21 protein-coding genes are annotated in these 20,247 nt (G+C 61.0%); 10 read left to right on the top strand and 11 right to left on the bottom strand.

Annotation, left to right across the window (positions count from 1 at the left end):
- The first annotated feature begins 26 nt into the window (after positions 1-26).
- Entirely contained in the window at positions 27-1,421 is a 1,395-nt protein-coding gene (lpdA, locus tag AN189_RS10040; RefSeq protein ID WP_056034914.1) for a dihydrolipoyl dehydrogenase, read from the top strand.
- 156 nt (positions 1,422-1,577) lie between these two features.
- Positions 1,578-4,436 (top strand): excinuclease ABC subunit UvrA, encoded by a 2,859-nt coding sequence (gene uvrA / locus AN189_RS10035; RefSeq protein WP_056034911.1) that lies wholly within the window; start codon positions 1,578-1,580, stop codon positions 4,434-4,436.
- 63 nt (positions 4,437-4,499) lie between these two features.
- Here the strand turns inward: uvrA and AN189_RS10030 are convergent, their stop codons facing one another.
- Complete coding sequence (locus tag AN189_RS10030; RefSeq protein ID WP_083484346.1) at positions 4,500-4,853, bottom strand: cupredoxin family copper-binding protein; 354 nt, start codon at positions 4,851-4,853, stop codon at positions 4,500-4,502.
- Positions 4,854-5,034: 181 nt separating this feature from the next.
- On the bottom strand, positions 5,035-6,534 hold the full coding sequence (locus AN189_RS10025; protein ID WP_056035075.1) for a CoA-acylating methylmalonate-semialdehyde dehydrogenase: 1,500 nt from the start codon (positions 6,532-6,534) through the stop codon (positions 5,035-5,037).
- Between the two features lie 96 nt (positions 6,535-6,630).
- Between AN189_RS10025 and AN189_RS10020 the strand changes: the two genes are divergently transcribed.
- Positions 6,631-7,524, top strand: a complete 894-nt coding sequence (locus tag AN189_RS10020; protein WP_056034908.1) for a LysR family transcriptional regulator — start codon at positions 6,631-6,633, stop codon at positions 7,522-7,524.
- On the opposite strand, the gene AN189_RS10015 is transcribed toward AN189_RS10020, so the two are convergent.
- Positions 7,499-7,804 (bottom strand): hypothetical protein, encoded by a 306-nt coding sequence (locus tag AN189_RS10015; RefSeq protein WP_157057445.1) that lies wholly within the window; start codon positions 7,802-7,804, stop codon positions 7,499-7,501. The genes AN189_RS10020 and AN189_RS10015 overlap by 26 nt on opposite strands.
- Before the next feature lie 117 nt (positions 7,805-7,921).
- Here AN189_RS10015 and AN189_RS10010 point away from each other — a divergent pair, with 117 nt between their 5' ends.
- Positions 7,922-8,356 carry a CBS domain-containing protein gene (locus AN189_RS10010; RefSeq protein WP_056035071.1) on the top strand — a complete coding sequence of 145 codons (435 nt, stop codon included), beginning with the start codon at positions 7,922-7,924 and terminating at the stop codon, positions 8,354-8,356.
- 26 nt (positions 8,357-8,382) lie between these two features.
- A complete protein-coding gene (gene coaD / locus AN189_RS10005; RefSeq protein WP_056034902.1) occupies positions 8,383-8,883 on the top strand; it encodes a pantetheine-phosphate adenylyltransferase in 501 nt (166 codons plus the stop codon).
- 58 nt (positions 8,884-8,941) lie between these two features.
- Here the strand turns inward: coaD and AN189_RS19365 are convergent, their stop codons facing one another.
- The 4 genes from AN189_RS19365 to gap (AN189_RS09990) all read right to left on the bottom strand — a co-directional run bounded on the left by AN189_RS19365 (position 8,942) and on the right by gap (AN189_RS09990) (position 11,804).
- Entirely contained in the window at positions 8,942-9,100 is a 159-nt protein-coding gene (locus AN189_RS19365) for a hypothetical protein (RefSeq protein ID WP_172794893.1), read from the bottom strand.
- Between the two features lie 409 nt (positions 9,101-9,509).
- Positions 9,510-10,511: a type I glyceraldehyde-3-phosphate dehydrogenase gene (gene gap / locus AN189_RS10000; protein WP_056034899.1), complete on the bottom strand. Its 1,002-nt coding sequence runs from the start codon at positions 10,509-10,511 to the stop codon at positions 9,510-9,512.
- 106 nt (positions 10,512-10,617) lie between these two features.
- Complete coding sequence (locus tag AN189_RS19145; protein WP_056034896.1) at positions 10,618-10,761, bottom strand: hypothetical protein; 144 nt, start codon at positions 10,759-10,761, stop codon at positions 10,618-10,620.
- Positions 10,762-10,802: 41 nt separating this feature from the next.
- Entirely contained in the window at positions 10,803-11,804 is a 1,002-nt protein-coding gene (gene gap, locus AN189_RS09990) for a type I glyceraldehyde-3-phosphate dehydrogenase (RefSeq protein WP_056034893.1), read from the bottom strand.
- Between the two features lie 203 nt (positions 11,805-12,007).
- On the opposite strand from gap (AN189_RS09990), the gene AN189_RS09985 reads away from it, so the two are divergent.
- The 3 genes from AN189_RS09985 to AN189_RS09975 are packed head-to-tail and all read left to right on the top strand — an operon-like array spanning position 12,008 to position 14,095.
- Positions 12,008-12,955 carry a DUF808 domain-containing protein gene (locus AN189_RS09985; RefSeq protein ID WP_056034890.1) on the top strand — a complete coding sequence of 316 codons (948 nt, stop codon included), beginning with the start codon at positions 12,008-12,010 and terminating at the stop codon, positions 12,953-12,955.
- Positions 12,952-13,341, top strand: a complete 390-nt coding sequence (locus AN189_RS09980) for a DoxX family protein (RefSeq protein ID WP_056034887.1) — start codon at positions 12,952-12,954, stop codon at positions 13,339-13,341. Before AN189_RS09985 ends, AN189_RS09980 begins: the two co-directional genes overlap by 4 nt.
- Positions 13,334-14,095, top strand: a complete 762-nt coding sequence (locus AN189_RS09975) for an ion channel (protein ID WP_056034883.1) — start codon at positions 13,334-13,336, stop codon at positions 14,093-14,095. Before AN189_RS09980 ends, AN189_RS09975 begins: the two co-directional genes overlap by 8 nt.
- Before the next feature lie 105 nt (positions 14,096-14,200).
- Here the strand turns inward: AN189_RS09975 and tkt are convergent, their stop codons facing one another.
- Positions 14,201-16,216 (bottom strand): transketolase, encoded by a 2,016-nt coding sequence (tkt, locus tag AN189_RS09970; protein ID WP_056034880.1) that lies wholly within the window; start codon positions 16,214-16,216, stop codon positions 14,201-14,203.
- Positions 16,217-16,366: 150 nt separating this feature from the next.
- On the opposite strand from tkt, the gene AN189_RS09965 reads away from it, so the two are divergent.
- Both AN189_RS09965 and AN189_RS09960 read left to right on the top strand, forming a co-directional pair.
- Positions 16,367-16,816 carry a hypothetical protein gene (locus AN189_RS09965; RefSeq protein ID WP_056034876.1) on the top strand — a complete coding sequence of 150 codons (450 nt, stop codon included), beginning with the start codon at positions 16,367-16,369 and terminating at the stop codon, positions 16,814-16,816.
- Between the two features lie 2 nt (positions 16,817-16,818).
- Positions 16,819-17,214, top strand: coding sequence for a cell division protein ZapA (locus tag AN189_RS09960; RefSeq protein ID WP_056034872.1), 396 nt, complete (start codon positions 16,819-16,821; stop codon positions 17,212-17,214).
- Positions 17,215-17,269: 55 nt separating this feature from the next.
- On the opposite strand, the gene grxD is transcribed toward AN189_RS09960, so the two are convergent.
- From grxD to purL, 3 genes are all read right to left on the bottom strand, one after another.
- Entirely contained in the window at positions 17,270-17,629 is a 360-nt protein-coding gene (grxD, locus tag AN189_RS09955) for a Grx4 family monothiol glutaredoxin (RefSeq protein ID WP_056035069.1), read from the bottom strand.
- A 53-nt stretch (positions 17,630-17,682) separates the two neighbouring features.
- Positions 17,683-17,919 (bottom strand): BolA family protein, encoded by a 237-nt coding sequence (locus AN189_RS09950; RefSeq protein WP_056034869.1) that lies wholly within the window; start codon positions 17,917-17,919, stop codon positions 17,683-17,685.
- 106 nt (positions 17,920-18,025) lie between these two features.
- Positions 18,026-20,185 (bottom strand): phosphoribosylformylglycinamidine synthase subunit PurL, encoded by a 2,160-nt coding sequence (gene purL, locus AN189_RS09945; RefSeq protein WP_056034866.1) that lies wholly within the window; start codon positions 20,183-20,185, stop codon positions 18,026-18,028.
- Positions 20,186-20,247 lie beyond the last annotated feature (62 nt).

Here is a 20,247-nt window from a genome sequence, read left to right as displayed (position 1 = left end):
ACTATTCTTGCGCAGGGAGCCGCGACATGGCCGCACAAAATTTCGACGTGATCGTGATCGGGGCAGGTCCCGGTGGCTATGTGGCCGCGATCCGTGCGGCCCAGCTGGGGCAGAAGGTCGTGATCGTGGAACGTGAACACATGGGCGGCATCTGTCTGAACTGGGGCTGCATCCCGACCAAGGCGCTGTTGCGTTCATCCGAGGTCTTCCACCTGATGCACCGGGCCAAGGAATTCGGCCTGTCGGTCGAAAAACCAAGCTTTGACCTGGCAGCCGTGGTCAAGCGGTCGCGCAATGTCGCGGGGCAATTGTCGTCCGGCATCGGCCACCTGATGAAAAAGAACAAGATCACCACGATCATGGGCGAGGCCCGGATCACCGCCAAGGGCAAGGTCAGCGTCAAGACCGACAAGGGCGAAGAGCAACTGGAAGCAAAGAACATCGTTCTGGCCACCGGTGCGCGTGCACGCAATCTGCCCGGCCTCGAGGCCGACGGTGACCGCGTCTGGAACTACAAGCACGCCTTGCAGGCACCACGCATGCCCGAAAAACTGCTGGTCATCGGGTCGGGTGCCATCGGGATCGAATTCGCCAGCTTCTTCAACACCATGGGCGCCGATACCACGGTGGTCGAGGTGATGGACCGCGTGCTGCCCGTCGAGGACGCAGAGATCAGCAAGTTCGCCAAGAAGCAGTTCGAAAAGCAGGGAATGAAGATCATGGAGAAATCCGTGGTCAAGCAATTGGACCGCGCCAAGGACAAGGTGACCGCCCATATCGAAAGCAAGGGCAAGGTCGAAAAGATGGAATTCGACACGGTGATTTCCGCCGTGGGGATCGTGGGCAACGTCGAAAACCTCGGGCTGGAGGATTTGGGCGTCAAGATCGACCGCACCCATGTGGTGACGGACGAATATTGCCGCACGGGCGTCGACGGTCTGTTCGCCATCGGGGATATTGCCGGCGCGCCATGGCTCGCGCACAAGGCGTCCCATGAGGGCGTCATGGTCGCGGAACTGATCGCAGGCAAACATCCGCACCCCGTCAAACCCGAGAGCATCGCGGGCTGCACCTATTGCCATCCCCAGGTTGCATCCGTGGGCTATACCGAGGCCAAGGCCAAGGAATTGGGTTATGATATCAAGGTTGGCCGGTTCCCCTTCATCGGCAACGGCAAGGCCATCGCGCTGGGTGAACCCGAAGGCATGGTCAAGACGATCTTTGACGCGAAAACCGGCGAACTGCTGGGTGCCCACATGGTCGGCGCAGAAGTCACCGAACTGATCCAGGGCTATGTCGTGGGCCGCCAGCTGGAAACCACCGAAGAAGACCTGATGAACACCGTGTTCCCGCATCCCACCCTGTCGGAAATGATGCACGAAAGTGTGCTGGACGCCTACGGTCGCGTCATTCACATGTGAGGATTGGGGGCGCTGCCCCCAAACCCCCGGGATATTTTTGACCAGAAGAAGGATGAGCGCCGCTGAATCTTGCGGTGTTCATCCTTTGTTCATTTTCGGGGCTGGCAAACGGCATTTGTCTTGCTATCTGAGAAGGGACACTGCCTTGGGGGCGATATGGCCGAGCTGAAGAACATCGAAGTGCGCGGCGCGCGCGAACACAACCTCAAGAATATCGACGTGGATATCCCGCGCGATCAGCTGGTGGTGATTACGGGCCTGTCCGGGTCCGGCAAATCCTCGCTCGCGTTCGACACGATTTATGCCGAAGGCCAGCGCCGCTACGTCGAGAGCCTGAGTGCCTATGCGCGCCAGTTTCTGGACATGATGGAAAAGCCGGATGTGGATCACATCTCTGGCCTGTCGCCCGCCATTTCGATCGAACAGAAAACCACGTCGAAAAACCCCCGATCGACGGTAGGCACGATCACCGAGATCTATGACTACATGCGCCTGCTGTTCGCGCGTGCAGGCACGCCCTATTCACCCGCGACCGGAATGCCCATCGAGGCGCAGCAGGTGCAGGACATGGTTGACCGTGTCATGGCGATGGAAGAGGGCACGCGCGGCTATCTGCTGGCCCCCATCATCCGCGACCGCAAGGGGGAATACCGCAAGGAGTTCCTGGAACTGCGCAAGCAGGGGTTCCAGCGGGTCAAGGTTGACGGGCAGTTCTACGAATTGGACGAACCGCCCACGCTGGACAAAAAGTTCCGCCATGACATCGACGTGGTTGTCGATCGGATCGTGGTACGCGAGGGGCTTGAGACGCGGCTGGCGGATTCGTTCCGCACGGCGCTTGATCTGGCGGACGGCATCACGATCCTCGAGACCGCACCCAGTGAGGGTGAGCCGGAACGCATCACCTTTTCCGAGAATTTTGCCTGTCCTGTCAGCGGGTTCACCATTCCCGAGATCGAGCCGCGGCTGTTTTCATTCAACGCGCCCGTGGGGGCCTGTCCCAAGTGTGACGGTCTGGGCGTCGAGCTGTTTTTCGACGAACAACTGGTGGTCCCTGACGTCACGCTGAAAATCGAGGACGGCGCGCTGGCACCGTGGCGCAAGGGGAAATCGCCCTATTTCCTGCAAACCATCGAGGCGATCGCCAAGCACTACGGGTTCAAGAAAACCGCGCGCTGGAAGGATCTGGATCCCGCGATCCAACAGGTGTTCCTGCGGGGATCGGGCAAGGAAGAGATCAAGTTCCGCTATGACGAGGGTGGGCGCGTTTATACCGTCAGCCGTCCCTTTGAGGGCGTCATTCCGAATATGGAACGCCGCTACCGCGAGACAGACAGCAATTGGATCCGCGAAGAGTTCGAGCAGTTCCAGAACAACCGGCCTTGCGGTGCCTGTGGCGGATACCGGCTGCGCGAAGAGGCGCTGGCGATAAAGATCGGCAAATTGCATATCGGTGAGATCGTGCAGATGTCCATCGCGGACGCCTACGACTGGTGTCTGGCGGTGCCCGATCAGCTGTCCAAGCAGAAAAACGAGATCGCGCGCGCCATCCTCAAGGAAATCCGCGAACGGCTGGGGTTCCTGAACAACGTCGGTCTGAACTATCTCAACATGGCGCGCAATGCGGGCACATTGTCGGGCGGCGAAAGCCAGCGGATCAGGCTGGCCAGCCAGATCGGGTCCGGGTTGACGGGGGTTCTGTATGTGTTGGACGAACCAAGCATCGGTCTGCACCAGCGTGACAACGACCGATTGCTGACCACGCTGAAAAACCTGCGCGATCAGGGCAATACCGTCATCGTGGTCGAACACGACGAAGAAGCGATCCGCGAGGCGGATTATGTCTTTGACATCGGGCCGGGGGCAGGGGTGCACGGTGGACAGGTCGTGGCCAAGGGCACCCCGGCCGAGATCATGGCGAATGCCGATTCCGTGACCGGGCAGTATCTGACCGGCACGCGTGAAATCGCGGTGCCCACGGAACGGCGCAAGGGCAATGGCAAGAAGCTGACGGTGGTCAAGGCGACGGGCAACAACCTGCAAAACGTCACTGCGGATTTCCCGTTGGGCAAATTCGTCTGCGTGACGGGCGTGTCGGGCGGCGGGAAATCGACGTTGACGATCGAAACCCTGTTCAAGAACGCCGCGATGAAGCTGAATGGTGCTCGGCAGGCCCCGGCGCCTTGTGAGACGATCAAGGGGTTCGAGCATCTGGACAAGGTGATCGACATCGACCAGCGGCCCATCGGACGGACGCCGCGTTCGAACCCTGCGACCTATACGGGGGCGTTCACGCCGATCCGCGACTGGTTCTCTGGCCTGCCAGAGGCCAAGGCGCGGGGCTACAAGCCCGGACGGTTCAGTTTCAACGTAAAGGGTGGGCGCTGCGAGGCGTGCCAGGGTGACGGCGTCATCAAGATCGAGATGCACTTTCTGCCTGACGTCTATGTCACCTGCGAAACCTGCAAGGGCGCGCGCTATAACCGCGAAACGCTTGAAATCCGGTTCAAGGGCAAGAGCATTGCGGACGTACTGGACATGACCGTCGAGGACGCGCAGGAATTTTTCAAGGCGGTGCCTTCGATCCGGACCAAGATGGATGCGCTGATGCGCGTGGGTCTGGGCTATATCAAGGTCGGCCAGCAGGCGACAACGCTGTCCGGCGGTGAGGCGCAGCGCGTCAAACTGTCAAAAGAGCTGGCGCGCGCATCAACGGGCCGGACGCTGTACATCCTGGACGAGCCAACAACGGGTCTGCATTTCGAGGACGTGCGCAAGCTGTTGGAAGTGCTGCATGAATTGGTCGATCAGGGCAATTCGGTCGTGGTCATCGAACACAATCTGGATGTGATCAAAACGGCGGACCACCTGATTGATATCGGCCCCGAAGGTGGGGACGGCGGCGGCCGGATCGTTGCCGAGGGGACACCGGAGGAGGTGTCCGTCGTGGCCGAGAGCCATACGGGGCGTTACCTCAAGCCGATGCTGGATGCCAAGCGGGTCGCCGCAGAATAAGTGGGTCCGCACTCCGAACCTGTGGAATGCGGACCCTGACGATCAGATCACCTGCTTTGGGGGTCAGGTGACGGTGATCGAACCGGTCATGCGCGGATGGATCGAGCAGATGTAGGAATAGGTCGCGGCCCCCGGAAAGGTGAGCTGTGCAGATTGACCCGTGGCCAGTCGTGCTGTCTTGAAAGCGCCATTGTCGGCGGTGGCATCATGGGGCGCGCGGTCTTCGTTTCTGAAAACGACGGTATCGCCGGCCTTGATGGTGAGGTTCGCCGGGTTGAACGCCATGTTCTGGATTGTCACCGTATGTGTCGTCGGCTGCGCATGGGCCGCGGCATAGGCGGTCGTCGCCAACAGAGGAACGGCGGCAGATGATGCCATGATGCGCAGGGCGCGGCGGCGGGTGATCGGATTGGACATGTGGTTTTTCCTCCTCAGCTGATTGGATCCACGATCATTGCGCAAAAATGGTTTCAGCCGGTGAAAAACTTTTGGTTTGCCCTGTCGTTTTGGTCTGCCCGGCTGTTTCGGGCGACAGTCACAAAAAAAAGGTGACGCGCATTGCTGCGCGCCACACTGTGCATGGTGATCTGATGCGTGATCAGTCCATCGGCTTGAAGTTGAATTCGCCACCCTGCTTGATACCCGAGGGCCAGCGCGCGGTCACGGTTTTGGTGCGTGTGTAGAACTTGAACGCATCCGGGCCGTGCTGGTTCAGGTCGCCAAAGACGGATTTTTTCCAGCCACCGAACGTGTGATAGGCCAGCGGCACCGGGATCGGGACGTTCACACCGATCATGCCGACGTTGACGCGGTTGGCGAAATCGCGCGCCGCGTCGCCGTCACGGGTAAAGATCGCGGTGCCATTGCCCATCTCGTGGTCCATGGCGAGGCCAAGTGCCTCTTCGTAGTCGTTCGCACGCACGACCGACAGCACGGGGCCAAAGATTTCGTGCTTGTAGATGTCCATGTCCTTGGTCACGCGGTCGAACAGGTGCGGCCCGACGAAAAAGCCGTCCTCGTAGCCCTGCAGGCTGAAATCGCGACCGTCGACGACCAGTTCGGCACCCTGTTCCACACCGGTTTCGACCAGCCGCAGGATGTTCGCCTTGGCGGCTGCGGTGACAACGGGGCCGTAGTCCACGTCCTTGCCACCCGTGTAGGGGCCAACCTTGAGCGCGTCGATGCGCGGGATCAGTTTTTCGATAAGCGCATCGGCGGTTTTTTCACCGACCGGGACCGCGACGGAAATCGCCATGCAGCGTTCGCCGGCAGCGCCATAGCCTGCGCCGATCAGCGCGTCAGCGGCCTGATCCATGTCCGCGTCGGGCATGATGATCATGTGGTTTTTCGCACCGCCAAAGCACTGGACGCGCTTGCCGTTGGAACAGCCACGACCGTAGATATATTCCGCGATCGGGGTCGATCCCACGAAACCGACGGACTGGATCACGTCGTGATCGAGGATCGCATCCACCGCTTCCTTGTCGCCGTTGATCACTTGCAGGATGCCTTTGGGCAGGCCCGCTTCTTCGATCAGCTCGGCCAGCATCAGCGGGACGGATGGATCACGTTCCGACGGTTTCAGAATGAATGCGTTGCCGCAGACGATGGCAGGGGCGAACATCCACATCGGGATCATGGCGGGAAAGTTGAACGGCGTGATGCCTGCGGACACCCCCAGCGGCTGGCGCATGGAATACATGTCGATGCCTGGGCCAGCACCATCGGTGAATTCACCTTTCAGCAGTTGCGGCGCACCGATGCAATATTCGACCACCTCGAGGCCACGCTGTACGTCACCGGCGGCGTCCGGCAGCGTCTTGCCGTGTTCGCGGCTCAGGGCTTCGGCCAGTTTGTCCATGTCGCGGTGCAGCAGATCGACGAATTTCATCATCACGCGCGCCCGGCGCTGTGGGTTGGTCGCGGCCCATGCGGGCTGTGCCTTGAGCGCGATCTGGACGGCATGGTCCATTTCCTGGGCATTCGCCAGCGGCACCTTGGCCTGCACCTCGCCGGTGGCGGGATTGAAAACATCCGCGAAACGGCCGGACGTGCCTTTGACATGTGCGCCGTCGATGTAATGGGTCAGTTCTTGCATCATCGCCTCCTCTGGTTTGGCCAGACCTTAGTCTTGCGTTTTTGGGTGCGAAAGCGTCAATTTGACAAATTGGTTTTGCAAAAATGCGGGTGTGCGATGAATTGGGATGATATGCGCGTGTTCCTTGCGGTTGCCCGCGCCGAGAGCCTGTCTGCGGCGGCACCGGGGCTGCGGATGGACCCGGCCACGCTGGGGCGACGGATCAACCGGCTGGAACAGGCCATGGGTGCGGCGCTGTTCGTGAAATCACCCCAGGGCTATGCGGTCACGGATATGGGGGCGCGGATGCAAGAGGCCGCCGAACAGGCAGAGATCGCACTCGGCCGGGCCTGGGATATCGGTCAGACACCCAGCGCGGGCTTGTCTGGGCAGATCCGCATCGGCGCACCGGACGGCTGCGCCAACTACCTGCTGCCGCAGGTCTGTGCCGCGATCCAGGCCGACAATCCGGAACTTGAGGTTCAGATCCTGTCGCTGCCGCGTGTGGTGAACCTGTCGCGGCGCGAGGCGGATATGGCGATCACCGTCAGTCCGCCGCAGGCCGGGCGGCTGACCGTGCAAAAGATTACCGACTACCGCCTGCATCTGGCACAGAATCGCAGTCTGGCAGTCCCGCAAACACTGGAGGCGCTACAGGGCAGGGCGCTGGTGGGGTATATCCCCGACATGATCTTTGACGCAGCACTGGATTATCTGGGGCCGCTTGCGCGTGCCGGGGTGCAGCTGGCCAGCAATTCCGTTTCGGTGCAGTTGCAGATGCTGCGCGCAGGCGCGGGCATCGGCATCGTGCATGATTTCGCGCTGCCGTCGGCACCTGACCTGCACCGGGTCCTGATGGATCAGGTGTCATTGACGCGGTCGTTCTATCTGGTGAGGCACGACGCGGACCGCCGGTCAGAACGTCTGACCCGGTTTGCGGATCTTTTGCAGGCCGGGATCAAGTCCGAGGTCGCGCGACTGGAGGCTATTCCGGATCGTCCATCATGCTGATGCCGTGTCGCCGCATGTAGAGTGTTGCGGGAATGATCTCGATCAGCGCCATGGTCACAAGCGAAAAGAACAACCAGTTCGTGTCGAACAGGACCATCGAAAACCGGACCCCTGATCCGTAATACAGCAATCCCGCGAGGATCAGTGCGGCACTGCCGATAATCAGGTCGAACAGCGCAAGTCTGTTCATCGTCCGCACCCGCAACATGGGGTAGGCGAACCCATAGGCAAATCCCACAAAGACTGCGTTGATGGCCAAAATCGTCAGTTCCGGTGACATCGGACCCCCCATTGATTCCCGATGGAAAATCTATGTTGCGACCGTCACGACGGCAATGATCCTTGACCTGTGGCGGCGTGTCTGGAACCCTTGGTTCAGGCAGACGGGAGGGTCATCATGCTTGTGCAACAAATACTTGGGTCGAAAACCTCGCAAGAGATGTTCTGGGTCAAACCCAGCAGCAGCGTCGCTGACGCAGCCAAAGTGATGTCTGACAACCGGATCGGCACGGTGGTGGTGTCCAACGATGGTGCCGCACTGGCAGGCATCCTGTCCGAACGCGACATCGTCCGCGAAATCGGCAAGCGTGGGCCGGAATGTCTGGCCGACACCGTCGAGACCATGATGACGTCGAAAATCACCACCTGCACCACCCGCGACAATGCCCACAGCGTGCTGTCGATGATGACCGAAGGACGGTTCCGCCACTTGCCGGTCATGGACGGTGACGCGATGATCGGGTTGATTTCCATCGGTGACGTTGTCAAAGCTCGGCTGTCAGAGCTGTCGATGGAAAAAGACGCGCTCGAAGGCATGATCAAGGGCTACTGATCGCCCGACCGAATTGCGAGGTGCCGATGCGCACAGGATTATACCCCGGCACCTTTGACCCGGTGACCCATGGTCACATTGATATCGTGCGCCGCGCCTGTTCGCTGGTGGACAGGCTTGTGATCGGTGTCGCCATCAACCGGGACAAGGGGCCATTGTTCGATCTGCACGAGCGGGTCGAGATGATCCGGTCAGAGGTCGTGCCACTGGGCAAACCGCTGGGCACCGAAATCGTGGTGCATCCGTTTGAGAATCTGCTGATCCACTGCGCCCGTGACGTGGGTGCAGGGGTCATCATTCGCGGTCTGCGCGCGGTCGCTGATTTCGAATACGAATTTCAGATGGTCGGCATGAACCGCAGTCTGGATAACGGTATCGAAACCGTGTTCCTGATGGCGGATGCGAAAAATCAGGCCATCGCCAGCAAGCTGGTCAAGGAAATCGCCAGACTGGACGGCGATGTGTCAAAGTTCGTGACCCCGGCGGTAGTGGATGCCCTGCATGACAAGCTGAAGGCAGGCCGCTGAAATAAAAAGGCGGCCAGCCGGGTCATCCGGGGCCGCCTTGTGTCACGATACGCCGCATTTAACGATAGACGGCGTTATATGCGATCTTGTCCGCATCGGCGCGATCAATATCCAGATCCAGCGCCACATCCAGCGGCAGGCGACGCAGTTCCTTGCGGGTTTTTTCATAGACGGCGCGCTTTTGGAGCGTGCTCCGGATGGTCTCAACGAGGGTCATGGTAGGCTCCTTTCGGGCGAATTTGTTTCGATGACCCAAAGATAGGGATGCTGCGCTGCAGCACAACTGCCGCAGCGTGATAACCGCCTTGCATGAAATGCAGGGCTGAACGGCGTGTTTTGATGATTTTGGTGGCGGTGTGCCGGGATTTCAGGCGGCATCCGCGCGGGGCCGATATGAGCGAAAATCATGTCTAATGAGGTCCGCAAGGGCGCAAAAGACATGAATTCACGCGTGAAACACGTGTATTTTGTCCTGAATGGTCAGACTTGCGACAAGAACAGTCAACGCATTCGTCCGTGCCCACTTTTTCAGGGTGATCTCATAACGCAGATGCCGCAATTCTGGTTCCATACAAAAAGGCCGCCCCGGTGTGGGGGCGGCCTGATGTGCGGGGGGCGTGCGGGTGTTACAGGAACTTGCCCATGGCGACCGCGGTATCGCTCATCCGGTTGGAAAAGCCCCATTCGTTGTCATACCAGGTCAGAATGCGCACCATGTTGCCGTCCAGAACCTTGGTCTGGTCCATGTGGAACGTGCTGGATGCCGGGTCGTGGTTGAAATCGATGCTGACCATCGGCAGGTCGGTATAGGCCAGGATGCCTTTCATCGGGCCGTCTGCCGCTGCGCGGATCGCGTCGTTGATTTCCTGCACGGTGGTGTCGCGGCTGGCCTCGAACGTCAGGTCGACGACCGACACGTTGGGGGTGGGGACGCGGATCGCGACGCCGTCCAGTTTGCCGTTCAGTTCGGGCAGCACCAGACCCACTGCCTTGGCCGCACCGGTCGAGGTGGGGATCATGGACAGGGCAGCGGCACGGGCGCGGTACAGGTCCTTGTGCATGGTATCCAGCGTCGGCTGGTCGCCGGTGTAGCTGTGGATCGTCGTCATGAAACCCTTGGTGATGCCGACAGCGTCGTTCAGCACCTTGGCCACCGGTGACAGGCAGTTGGTGGTGCAGGACGCGTTGCTGACGATGATATCGTCGGCGGTCAGCGTGTCGTGGTTCACACCATAGACGATGGTCTTGTCAGCGTCCGAACCGGGGGCGGAAATCAGCACCCGCTTGGACCCGTTGTCCAGATGGGCCTGGCATTTTTCCTTGGAGGTGAAAATGCCGGTGCATTCCATCACGATATCCACGTCGGACCAAGGCAGGTCGGCGGGATTGCGGATCGCGGTGACGCGGATCGGGCCACGGCCCACGTCGATCGAATCCTCGGTTGTCGTCACGGTTGCGGGGAATTTGCCGTGCACGCTGTCAAAACGCAGCAGGTGCGCGTTTGTTTCTACCGGGCCCAGATCGTTGATCGCGATGACCTCGATATCCGTGCGACCGGATTCGACAATCGCGCGCAGCACGTTGCGCCCGATACGTCCGAACCCGTTGATTGCGACTTTGACGGCCATGAGAGACTCCATTTGCGTAAGAGCGCACCAGAGGGGTGCGCAGTTAGCGCAAACATTGTCTTTTTCACCGAAAGGTCAAGCGCAAGTGGGCGGAATCAGGCGGTAATCAGCGCCAGAATGCCAGCCATTGCAGCAATTCCACGAACTTGCGGGCCACAAACAGCGGTGCGTCCCACTGCAGGACAAAATGATCCAGCGCAAAGAATGCGGCGATGGCGATCAGGATTCCGACGGCGACGGCATTGGTCATGTGGATGTCGTAACGTCCGGCGGGATGCAGGTAAAGCGCGCTTAGTTCAGGCGACCCATGGTTGCTGCCACATCCGCCATACGTGCGGAAAATCCCCATTCGTTGTCATACCACGCCAGCACGCGGACCGTACGGCCGCCGATGACCTTGGTCTGGTCGGGGGCGACGGTGCAGCTTTCGGTGGTATGGTTGAAATCGATGCTGACCTTGGCCTCGGCGTCATAGGCCATGACGCCCAACAGCGCGCCCTGTGCGGCCTCGGCCAGGATCATGTTGACCTCGGCCACCGATGTGGACCGGCCCGCCTCGAATGTCAGGTCGACGGCGGACACATTGGGTGTGGGCACGCGGATCGCCGTGCCGTCCAGCTTGCCGGCCATTTCCGGCAGTACCTCGCCCAGCGCCTTGGCCGCACCGGTCGAGGTCGGGATCATTGCAAGGGCTGCGGCGCGCGCGCGGTACAGGTCGTCGTGGCGGCGATCCAGCGTGGGCTGGTCGCCGGTGTAGCTGTGGATCGTCGTCATGATGCCACGGTCAATGCCGATGGTGTCGTTCAGCGTCTTGACCAGCGGGGCCAGGCAATTCGTCGTGCAGGACCCGTTGGAAATCATCCGTTCGCCGCCTGACAGGTCACGGTGGTTCACGCCGTAAACCACCGTGCGGTCGACGTTTTTGGCAGGTGCGGAAATCAGGACCTTTTTCGCGCCCTGCGCCAGGTGCACCGACGCCTTGTGACCGTCGTTGAATTTTCCGGTGCATTCCAGAACCACGTCCACGCCTGACCAGTCCAGTGCTGCGGGATCATAGGTGGACATGACCTGGATCGGGCCTGTGCCCACGTCCAGCGTTTGCCCATCGACCGTCACGGGGCGGGCAAACCGGCCATGCACACTGTCGTATTTCATCAGGTGGGCGGTTGTTTCGATCGGGCCCGTCGCATTGATCCGCGTTACACGCACATCATCGCGCAGGCTCTCTGCGATATGGCCCAGCGTGCAGCGCCCGATGCGGCCAAAGCCATTGATCCCCAGCGTGATGGTCATGACGGTATCCTATGGTATTCCCAGTTGCGCCAGCCTTAGGGGAAGCTAGGTCAACGAAAAAGGGAAAATCCATCAAAATCAAAATGATAACGATAACAGCCGGTGGTTAACGCTAACCGTTTGCGCCAACGGTCGGGGTTGCGATCACGCGCCGACGCGCTAGGGTTCGCAAAAGCGTGATTGGCGCAGTCGAAGGAGAGACCATGAGCGGATTATTGGCGTTGCTGGATGATGTCGCAGCCATCGCAAAGGTCGCGGCGGCCAGCGTGGACGACGTGATCGGTCAGGCGACCAAGGCAGGGGCCAAGGCCGCAGGGGCCGTGATCGACGATGCCGCTGTCAGCCCCAAATACGTACAGGGCTTTGCGCCTGCGCGCGAATTGCCGATCGTCGGCAAGATTGCCTGGGGTTCGATCCGCAACAAGATCCTGATCCTGCTGCCGGCCGCGATGTTGCTGTCGGTCTTTGCCCCCTGGTTGATCGCGCCACTGCTGATTCTGGGCGGCAGCTATCTGTGCTATGAAGGGGCCGAAAAGATCGTCCATGCCTTTGGCCACAAGGACCCCCATTCCAAGGCGACAGGCGATCCGGCCCACCTCGAGGAAGAAAAGGTGAAAGGCGCGATCAAGACCGATTTCATCCTCTCGGCCGAAATCATGACCATCGCACTTGCCGCCATCGAGACGGATAACCTGTGGACCCGCGCGGCCGTGCTGTTCGTGGTTGCCGTGGGGATCACCGCTGTCGTCTATGGTGCCGTCGCATTGATCGTGAAGGCCGATGACGTCGGCCTGTTGATGGCCAAGAAGGGCCGGTTTTCCATCACGCGTCTGCTGGGGCGAGGGGTCGTGGCAGGCATGCCGAAATTCCTGTTCGTGCTGACCTGGGTCGGCACGGCGGCGATGTTGTGGGTCGGTGGTCAGATCATCGTGCACAGTCTCGGTCAGCTTGGCTGGCACGCACCCGAGGACCTGATCCACGGTTGGGCCGTGGCTGCCGCTGGCGGTGTGGGGGCCGCATGGCAGGGGATCGTGGAATGGGCCGTGACGGCAGGATGCGACGGCGTGCTGGGCTTTGTCTGGGGATTGATCCTGATTCCGATCGTGGCATCCGTCATCAAACCGGCAATGGCTGCGGTCATGCCCAAATGACACATGCGGCCCTGTTCATCGCCCGGTTCCTGATCGGGTTTTTGATGATCGGCGGCGCCGTAAACAAGGGGCTTGGGCCCGATGGCGCAGGTGGGTTGCTGGTCGCTGCGGGCCTGCCGTTCTGGCTGGTCTGGCCTGCGCTGGCCTATAATCTGCTGGCCGGCGGTGCCCTGTGGCTGGGCATCGCGGTGCGCCCGGTTGCCGTCACGGCCGCCATTTATTGCGCGGTGACCAGTTTTTTCCATCTGCAGGTTTTCCTCGCGCAGGACGATCCGTGGCAGTTGACCATATTCGTCAAGAACTGGGCCATTGCGGGGGGCTGTCTCGCGCTTGCGGTGGCGGGGTCAGGTGCCTGGGCCTGGAAACCGGATCATCCCCATGCGTGAGTGGCTGCGCGACCTCTACAAAGGTGAAAGCCCGCGCGCGGTCGCGTTTCGCTATGGTCTGCTCGCCTTTGATCTGGTGACGTTGGCTTATGTGATCGTCACGTCCTTCTTTGAGTCGTCGCCGGTCATTTTCGCGGCAGACCTGTTTTTCGGGACGATCATCCTGGTGGATTTCTGTATCCGCGCATGGCTTACACCCAGCTGGGGGCGGGCGCTGACGCGGATGGCAACCTGGGCGGACATCATCGCGGTCATCAGTTTTCTGGGGCCTCTGTTCGCCCAAGGGCTGGGGTTCCTGCGCGTGCTGCGCACCCTGCGGCTGCTCAAGAGTTATGAGACGGTGCGCAGGCTCAGACGGGATTTCGACTATTTCCGGCGCCACGAAGAGGTGTTTCTGGCGACCGTCCATCTGGGTGTTTTCGTTTTTGTCATGACGGGCCTGATCTATGCGTCACAGGTGCAGGTCAACGATGCCATCAACAATTATGCGGATGCGTTTTATTTCACGGTCTCGACACTGACCACGACGGGGTTCGGTGACATCGTGGCACAGGGCTGGTGGGGGCGGTTGCTGTCGGTCGTGGTGATGATTTTTGGCGTGACACTGTTCCTGCAACTCGCGCGGGTGCTGTTCCGCCCCAACAAGGTGCGGATCGAATGCGACGAATGCGGGCTGACGAAACACGACCGCGACGCAAGCCATTGCAAGCATTGCGGAACGATCATGCATATTGAAACGGATGGCGCTGTCTGATCGGGCCTCCTGCCGACGGTGAGTGCGGGACGCCTCGCCGGCGGGGCGGATATTTCTGACCAGAAGAAGACAGGGGGCAGCGCGATGCGGCCCCCTGTGATCGGTTTAAAGCAGGTCGCGCGCGGCGGCGGCGACGGCTTTGGCGGTGATGCCGAATTTTTCGAACAGCTCTTCGGCCGGGGCAGAGGCGCCAAAGCTGTCCATGCCGACAAAGGCGGATTTTTTCGCAGCACCGCGTTCACCCATCAGGATCATGTCCCAGGACTGGCGTACGCCCGCCTCGACCGCAACGCGGGCGGGGCCTGCGGGCAGCACGCGGCGGCGATAGGCCTCGTCCTGCTGCATGAACAATTCCATGCAGGGCATGGAGACCACGCGCGTGCCGATCCCTTCGGCCTGGAGTGCGTCGCGTGCCTGCATGGCCAGATGCACCTCGGATCCGGTGGCGATCAGGATCACGCGGCGCTTGCCCTCGGCCTCGGCCAGCACGTAGCCGCCAAAGGCCGTCAGGTTCTTGGTTTTGTGTTCTGTCCGGACGGCGGGCAGGTTCTGCCGTGACAGCGCCAGGACAGAGGGTGTTTTCGTGTCCGTCAGCGCCAGTTCCCAGGCCTCGGCGGTTTCGACCGTGTCGGCAGGGCGGAACACGTAGGTGTTCGGTGTGGCGCGCAGCATCGACAGATGTTCGACCGGCTGATGGGTCGGGCCGTCCTCGCCCAGACCGATGCTGTCGTGGGTCATCACATAGACCGCAGGCACCGCCATCAGCGCCGACAGGCGCATCGCACCGCGGGCGTAATCGGTAAAGCACATGAAAGTGCCGCCGTAGGGTCGCACGCCGCCGTGCAGGACCATGCCGTTCATCGCCGCGGCCATGCCGTGTTCGCGGATGCCAAAGTGGATATAGCGACCCTTGCGGTTGGCAGGGCTGAACACGCCCATGTCGGAGGATTTCGTGTTGTTGGACCCGGTCAGATCGGCAGAGCCGCCGATGGTTTCGGGCATGATCGGGTTGATCACCTCGAGCACGTTTTCCGACGCCTTGCGGGTCGCGACCTTGGGCAGTGTTTCTGTGGCCTGTTTCTTGAACGCGCGAATGGTCGAAGCAAGCTTTTTCGGGGCCTCGAGGTCATAGGCGCGGGTGAATTCCTTTTGCTTGGCGTCTGACAGTTTGGCAAAACGGTCGTGCCATGCGGCATGGGCGCTCTGGCCGCGGGTCGCCATGTCTTCCCATTGTTTCTTGACTTCGGCGGGCACCTCATAGGGGCCGTAGGGCCAGTCGTAGACCTGCTTGGCGTCGGTCAGCTGGGCGGGATCGGTCAGGGCACCGTGACCTTTGGACGTGTCCTGTGCGGCATGACCCAGTGCGATATGGGTCTTGCAGGCGATCATGGACGGGCGCGGATCGGCCTTGGCCGCGATGATGGCTGCGTCGATTGCGTCGGGGTCATGACCGTCGATGGACAGCACATGCCAGCCGGAGGCCGCAAAGCGTGCGGTCTGGTCAGTGATGTCGGCGATGCCCACATGCCCGTCGATGGTGATGTCGTTGTTGTCGAAGAACACGATGAGGTGGCCGAGTTCCTGCATCCCGGCAAGGCCGATGGCCTCTTGGCTGATGCCTTCCATCAGGCAGCCGTCACCGGCCATGACATAGGTGTAGTGGTTGACGATCTTGTCGCCCCAGACGGCGCGCTGATGGGCCTCTGCGATGGCAAAGCCTACGGCATTGGAAATGCCCTGACCCAATGGTCCGGTCGTGACCTCGACGCCGGCGCCATGGCCGTATTCGGGGTGGCCAGCGGTATAGGCCCCCCACTGGCGAAAGTTCTTGATCTGCTCCAGCGGGAAATCAGCATAGCCCGTCAGGTGCAGCAGCGAATACAGCAGCATCGAGCCGTGACCGGCGGACAGGATGAAACGGTCGCGGTCGGGCCAATGCGGTGTCTTGGGGTCGAAATTCAGATGCTTTTCGAACAACACGGTCGCCACGTCGGCCATGCCCATCGGCATGCCGGAATGGCCCGAGTTCGCGCCGGCCACGGCATCAAGGGTCAGCGCGCGGATCGCTGCGGCCTTTTTCCAATGGGTGGGATGTGCGGACTTGAGGGTTTCGATATCCATGTGGTGTTCCTGACGGGTGCAAAACAAAGTTGGTCGTGTCATATCAGGCGAACCGGTCAATTCAAGCGCGCCATTTGTGTGGATGCGACCGATGACTTAGGGTTTGGCGCGGAACAACGCCGAATCGTGTGATAAAGGACCGTTGAAGAGATGAACGATCTCAAGAGCTTGGAATACCGGATCAATACGGCATTGGACCGGATCAGATCCCATGTCGGCGAACAGGCGGGCCAATCTGACTTGCGGGCGCAACTGGCCACGCAGCAGGCTGCGAATGCAGCCCTCGAGGACCGGGTCGCTGCACTCAAGGCGCGTCAGGACGACAAGATCGCCAAGCTGGAGGCCGAGGTCGCCGCACATGCCGACCGCATGACAGAGCTGGACGGCGCCTTGCAGCGCCTGCGCGCCGCGAATGCCGATCTGCGCGAAGAGGCGGATGCGCTGCGGCAGGCCGCGATGGACGGTGTGCCCGATGCGGCTGATATAAATCGCGCGCTGATCGCAGAGGTCGAGGCGCTGCAGGCTGATCGTGCGGCCGAAGCAGCCGAGGTGGCCGCCTTGTTGGGCGAGTTGAAACCTGCATTGCAACAGGAGGGCTGATCATGCCGCAAGTCGAGATCACGATCGGTGGCCGCGTGTTCGAAGTGGCCTGTCAGGACGGCGAGGAACATTTCCTGCGCACGGCCTCTGCCATGCTGGACGAAGAGGCGCAGCATCTGTCGAACCAGATCGGGCGCATGCCTGAATCCCGTATGCTGCTGATGTCAGGGCTGATGCTGGCCGACCGGACCGCCGGGATCGCAGAACGTCTGCGCGAGGTCGAGTTGGAACTGGAAGGCCTGCAGGCCCAGTTTGCCGAAGCCCAATCACGCCCGGCCGAGCGGATCGAGGTGCCGGTCATCCCAGCCGAGGTGACCGATGCCTTTGCCGAGATCGCGGCCCGCGCCGAGGCATTGGCAGATTCGCTGGATAACACGCAAAAGGCCGACCCGTCCTAGGGTCGGCCCATGCCTGCCTGAATACGCACCGATTGACGGGCGCGTGGCCTGAGGGTCAGGCGTTGGCTTCGCGGATCTTGTCGGCAGCGGCCTTGTCAAACGCGATGTCATTTTCGGTGAGCAAGGTATCGAGTTCACCCGAAAGCGTCATTTCGGTGATGATATCGCAACCGCCGACGAATTCGCCCTTGACGTAAAGCTGCGGGATCGTCGGCCAGTCGGAATAATCCTTGATGCCCTGACGCACGCCGTCATCGGCCAACACGTTCACGTCGGTGTATTCGATGCCCATAAAGTTCAGCACACCGGCGACGCGGCTGGAAAAACCGCACTGCGGCATCGTTTTCGTGCCCTTCATGAACAGGACGACGTCGTTGCTGGTGACGGTTTGCTTGATTTGGTCTTCGGCGGTCATGGTCTGGTCCTTTTTGAAGGGGATCAAATTTTCTGCGAAAATTTGCGCGCGGATCAATCTGGTGCGCGTGTGGTCAGGGCGAGGGCATGCAGCTCGCCGTTGCTGCCATCCATCTTGCCCTTGAGGGCGGCATAGACGGCGCGTTGCTGCTGCACGCGATTTTTGCCGGCAAAACTGGCATCGACCACTTCGGCTGCGAAATGTGCGCCATCGTCACCCTGCACCGTAATCCTGGCGTCGGGGAATTCCGCGCGGATCAGGGCTTCGATTTCGTGGGCTGTGATGGGCATTGTCGGCTCCTTGCAGGCTTTTGCATAACCTATGAACGCGCCGCAGCGGGGGCAAGGGCCAGTGTGTGTCCCGCGGCGCGTTTGTCAGCGCCGCGGCAGCGCGGGATCAGGTCAGATGGCTGGCAAAGGCCCCGTGATAGACCGCTGCAAGATCGGCCAGCGGTGCACTGGACGCGCCGAATGTGACGTCGCTGCCGCCGGCATGACCCACGCGGGAAAGCGGCACGCCAGCGGCGTCTGCAGCCGCAAACAATGCCTCTGCACCGTCAAAGGACGCGGCGATCAGATAACGCGCCTGATCCTCTGCAAACAACTGCACGGTGTCATCGGTTTCGACGGTGATGCCGACATCGGCTGCCACCGCCATTTCGAATGCCGCAAGCGCAAGCCCGCCGTCCGACAGGTCGGTACAGGCCGTGATGGCGCTGCGGTTGGCACGGATGAAATTGCCATGCGCGCGTTCGGCCGCCAGATCAACCGTGGGTGCATCGCCTTCGACGCGGCCCAGGTGTTCGGCCAGCAGCGCGGTCTGGCCCATATGACCTGCCGTTTCGCCCAGCAGCAGCAGCATGTGACCGGATTCCGGCTGACCTGTGATGGCCTGCGTGTAATCCGCAATCAGGCCGACAGCGCCGATGGTCGGCGTGGGCAGAATGCCTTTTCCGTCGGTTTCGTTGTACAGCGACACGTTGCCCGACACGATGGGCATGTCCAGCGCCTTGACGGCGTCCCCGATACCTTTGATGGCACCGACGAACTGGCCCATGATCCGGGGTTTTTCGGGATTGCCAAAGTTCATGTTGTCGGTGGTCGCCAGTGGTGTGGCACCCACGGCAGTCAGGTTACGATAGGCCTCTGCCACAGCCTGTGCGCCACCCTGATAGGGGTTTGCAAAAACATAGCGCGGCGTCACGTCAGAGGTGAAGGCCAGCGCCTTTTGCGTGCCGTGTACGCGGATGATGCCTGACCCTGCGCCGGGGGTGCGCAGCGTATCGGCCATCACCTGACTGTCGTATTGTTCATAGACCCACGCCTTGCTGGCGTAGTTCGGGCTGCCGATCAGGCTGCGCAGACCGTCGATCGGGTCGACCTGCGGCACGTCACCCACGGGTGCGGCGGCAGGCGTTTCTTCCCATGGGCGGTCGTATTCGGGGGCTGTGGACGACAGCTTGGAGAGCGGCAGGTCGGCCTTTACCTCGCCGTTGTGGAGGATCAGGAACCGGTCCTCTGCAATGGTTTCGCCCACGATGGCGAAATCGAGGTCCCATTTGACAAAAACCGCGCGGGCCTCTGCCTCCAGCTCTGGTTTGAGCACCATCAGCATCCGTTCCTGGGATTCCGACAGCATCATCTCGTACGCGGTCATGCCGGTTTCGCGTTGTGGCACGTCCTCGAGGTTGAGCTTGACGCCCAAACCGCCCTTGTCGCCCATCTCGACCGCGGAACAGGTCAGGCCGGCGGCCCCCATGTCCTGAATGGAAATCACGGCCCCCGTGGCCATCAGTTCCAGCGTCGCTTCCATCAGGCGCTTTTCGGTGAAGGGGTCGCCAACCTGCACGGTGGGGCGCTTGTCCTCGATCGTGTCGTCGAATTCGGCGCTTGCCATGGTGGCACCGCCCACGCCGTCGCGGCCGGTTTTGGCCCCCAGATAGACGACGGGCATCCCGACGCCCGAAGCTGCGGAGTAGAAGATCTTGTCCGCGTCAGCGAGCCCGGCCGCAAATGCGTTCACAAGGCAGTTGCCGTTGTAGGATTTGTCAAAGCGGACTTCGCCGCCGACAGTGGGCACGCCGAAACAATTGCCATAGCCACCGACACCCGCCACGACACCGCTGACCAGCGATTTCGTCTTGGGGTGGCTGGGTTCGCCAAAGGACAGCGAATTCATCGCGGCGATGGGGCGGGCACCCATGGTGAAAACATCGCGCAGGATGCCGCCAACGCCAGTGGCCGCACCCTGATAGGGTTCGATGTAGGATGGGTGATTGTGGCTTTCCATCTTGAACACCACAGCCTGACCGTCGCCGATATCCACGACGCCCGCGTTTTCGCCAGGACCACAAATGACCTGAGGGCCGGTGGTGGGCAGGGTGCGCAGCCAGCGTTTGGATGACTTGTAGGAACAATGTTCGTTCCACATCGCGGAAAAGATGCCCATTTCCGTAAACGTCGGATCGCGCCCGAGGATTTTCAGCACCTCCTGCCATTCGTCGGGCGAAAACCCGTGTGCTGCGATGACGTCGGCGGTGATGATCGGATCGGACATAAAAGATTCCCCACGAGCTGTTCTGTGCCTTTTAGGGGAGGCGTGGACGAAGGGGAAGGCGA

This window comes from Loktanella sp. 3ANDIMAR09, assembly GCF_001420005.1.
In the GTDB taxonomy this organism is placed as follows: Bacteria; Pseudomonadota; Alphaproteobacteria; order Rhodobacterales; family Rhodobacteraceae; genus Loktanella.
This window is presented reverse-complemented; position numbering and strand designations above follow the sequence as displayed.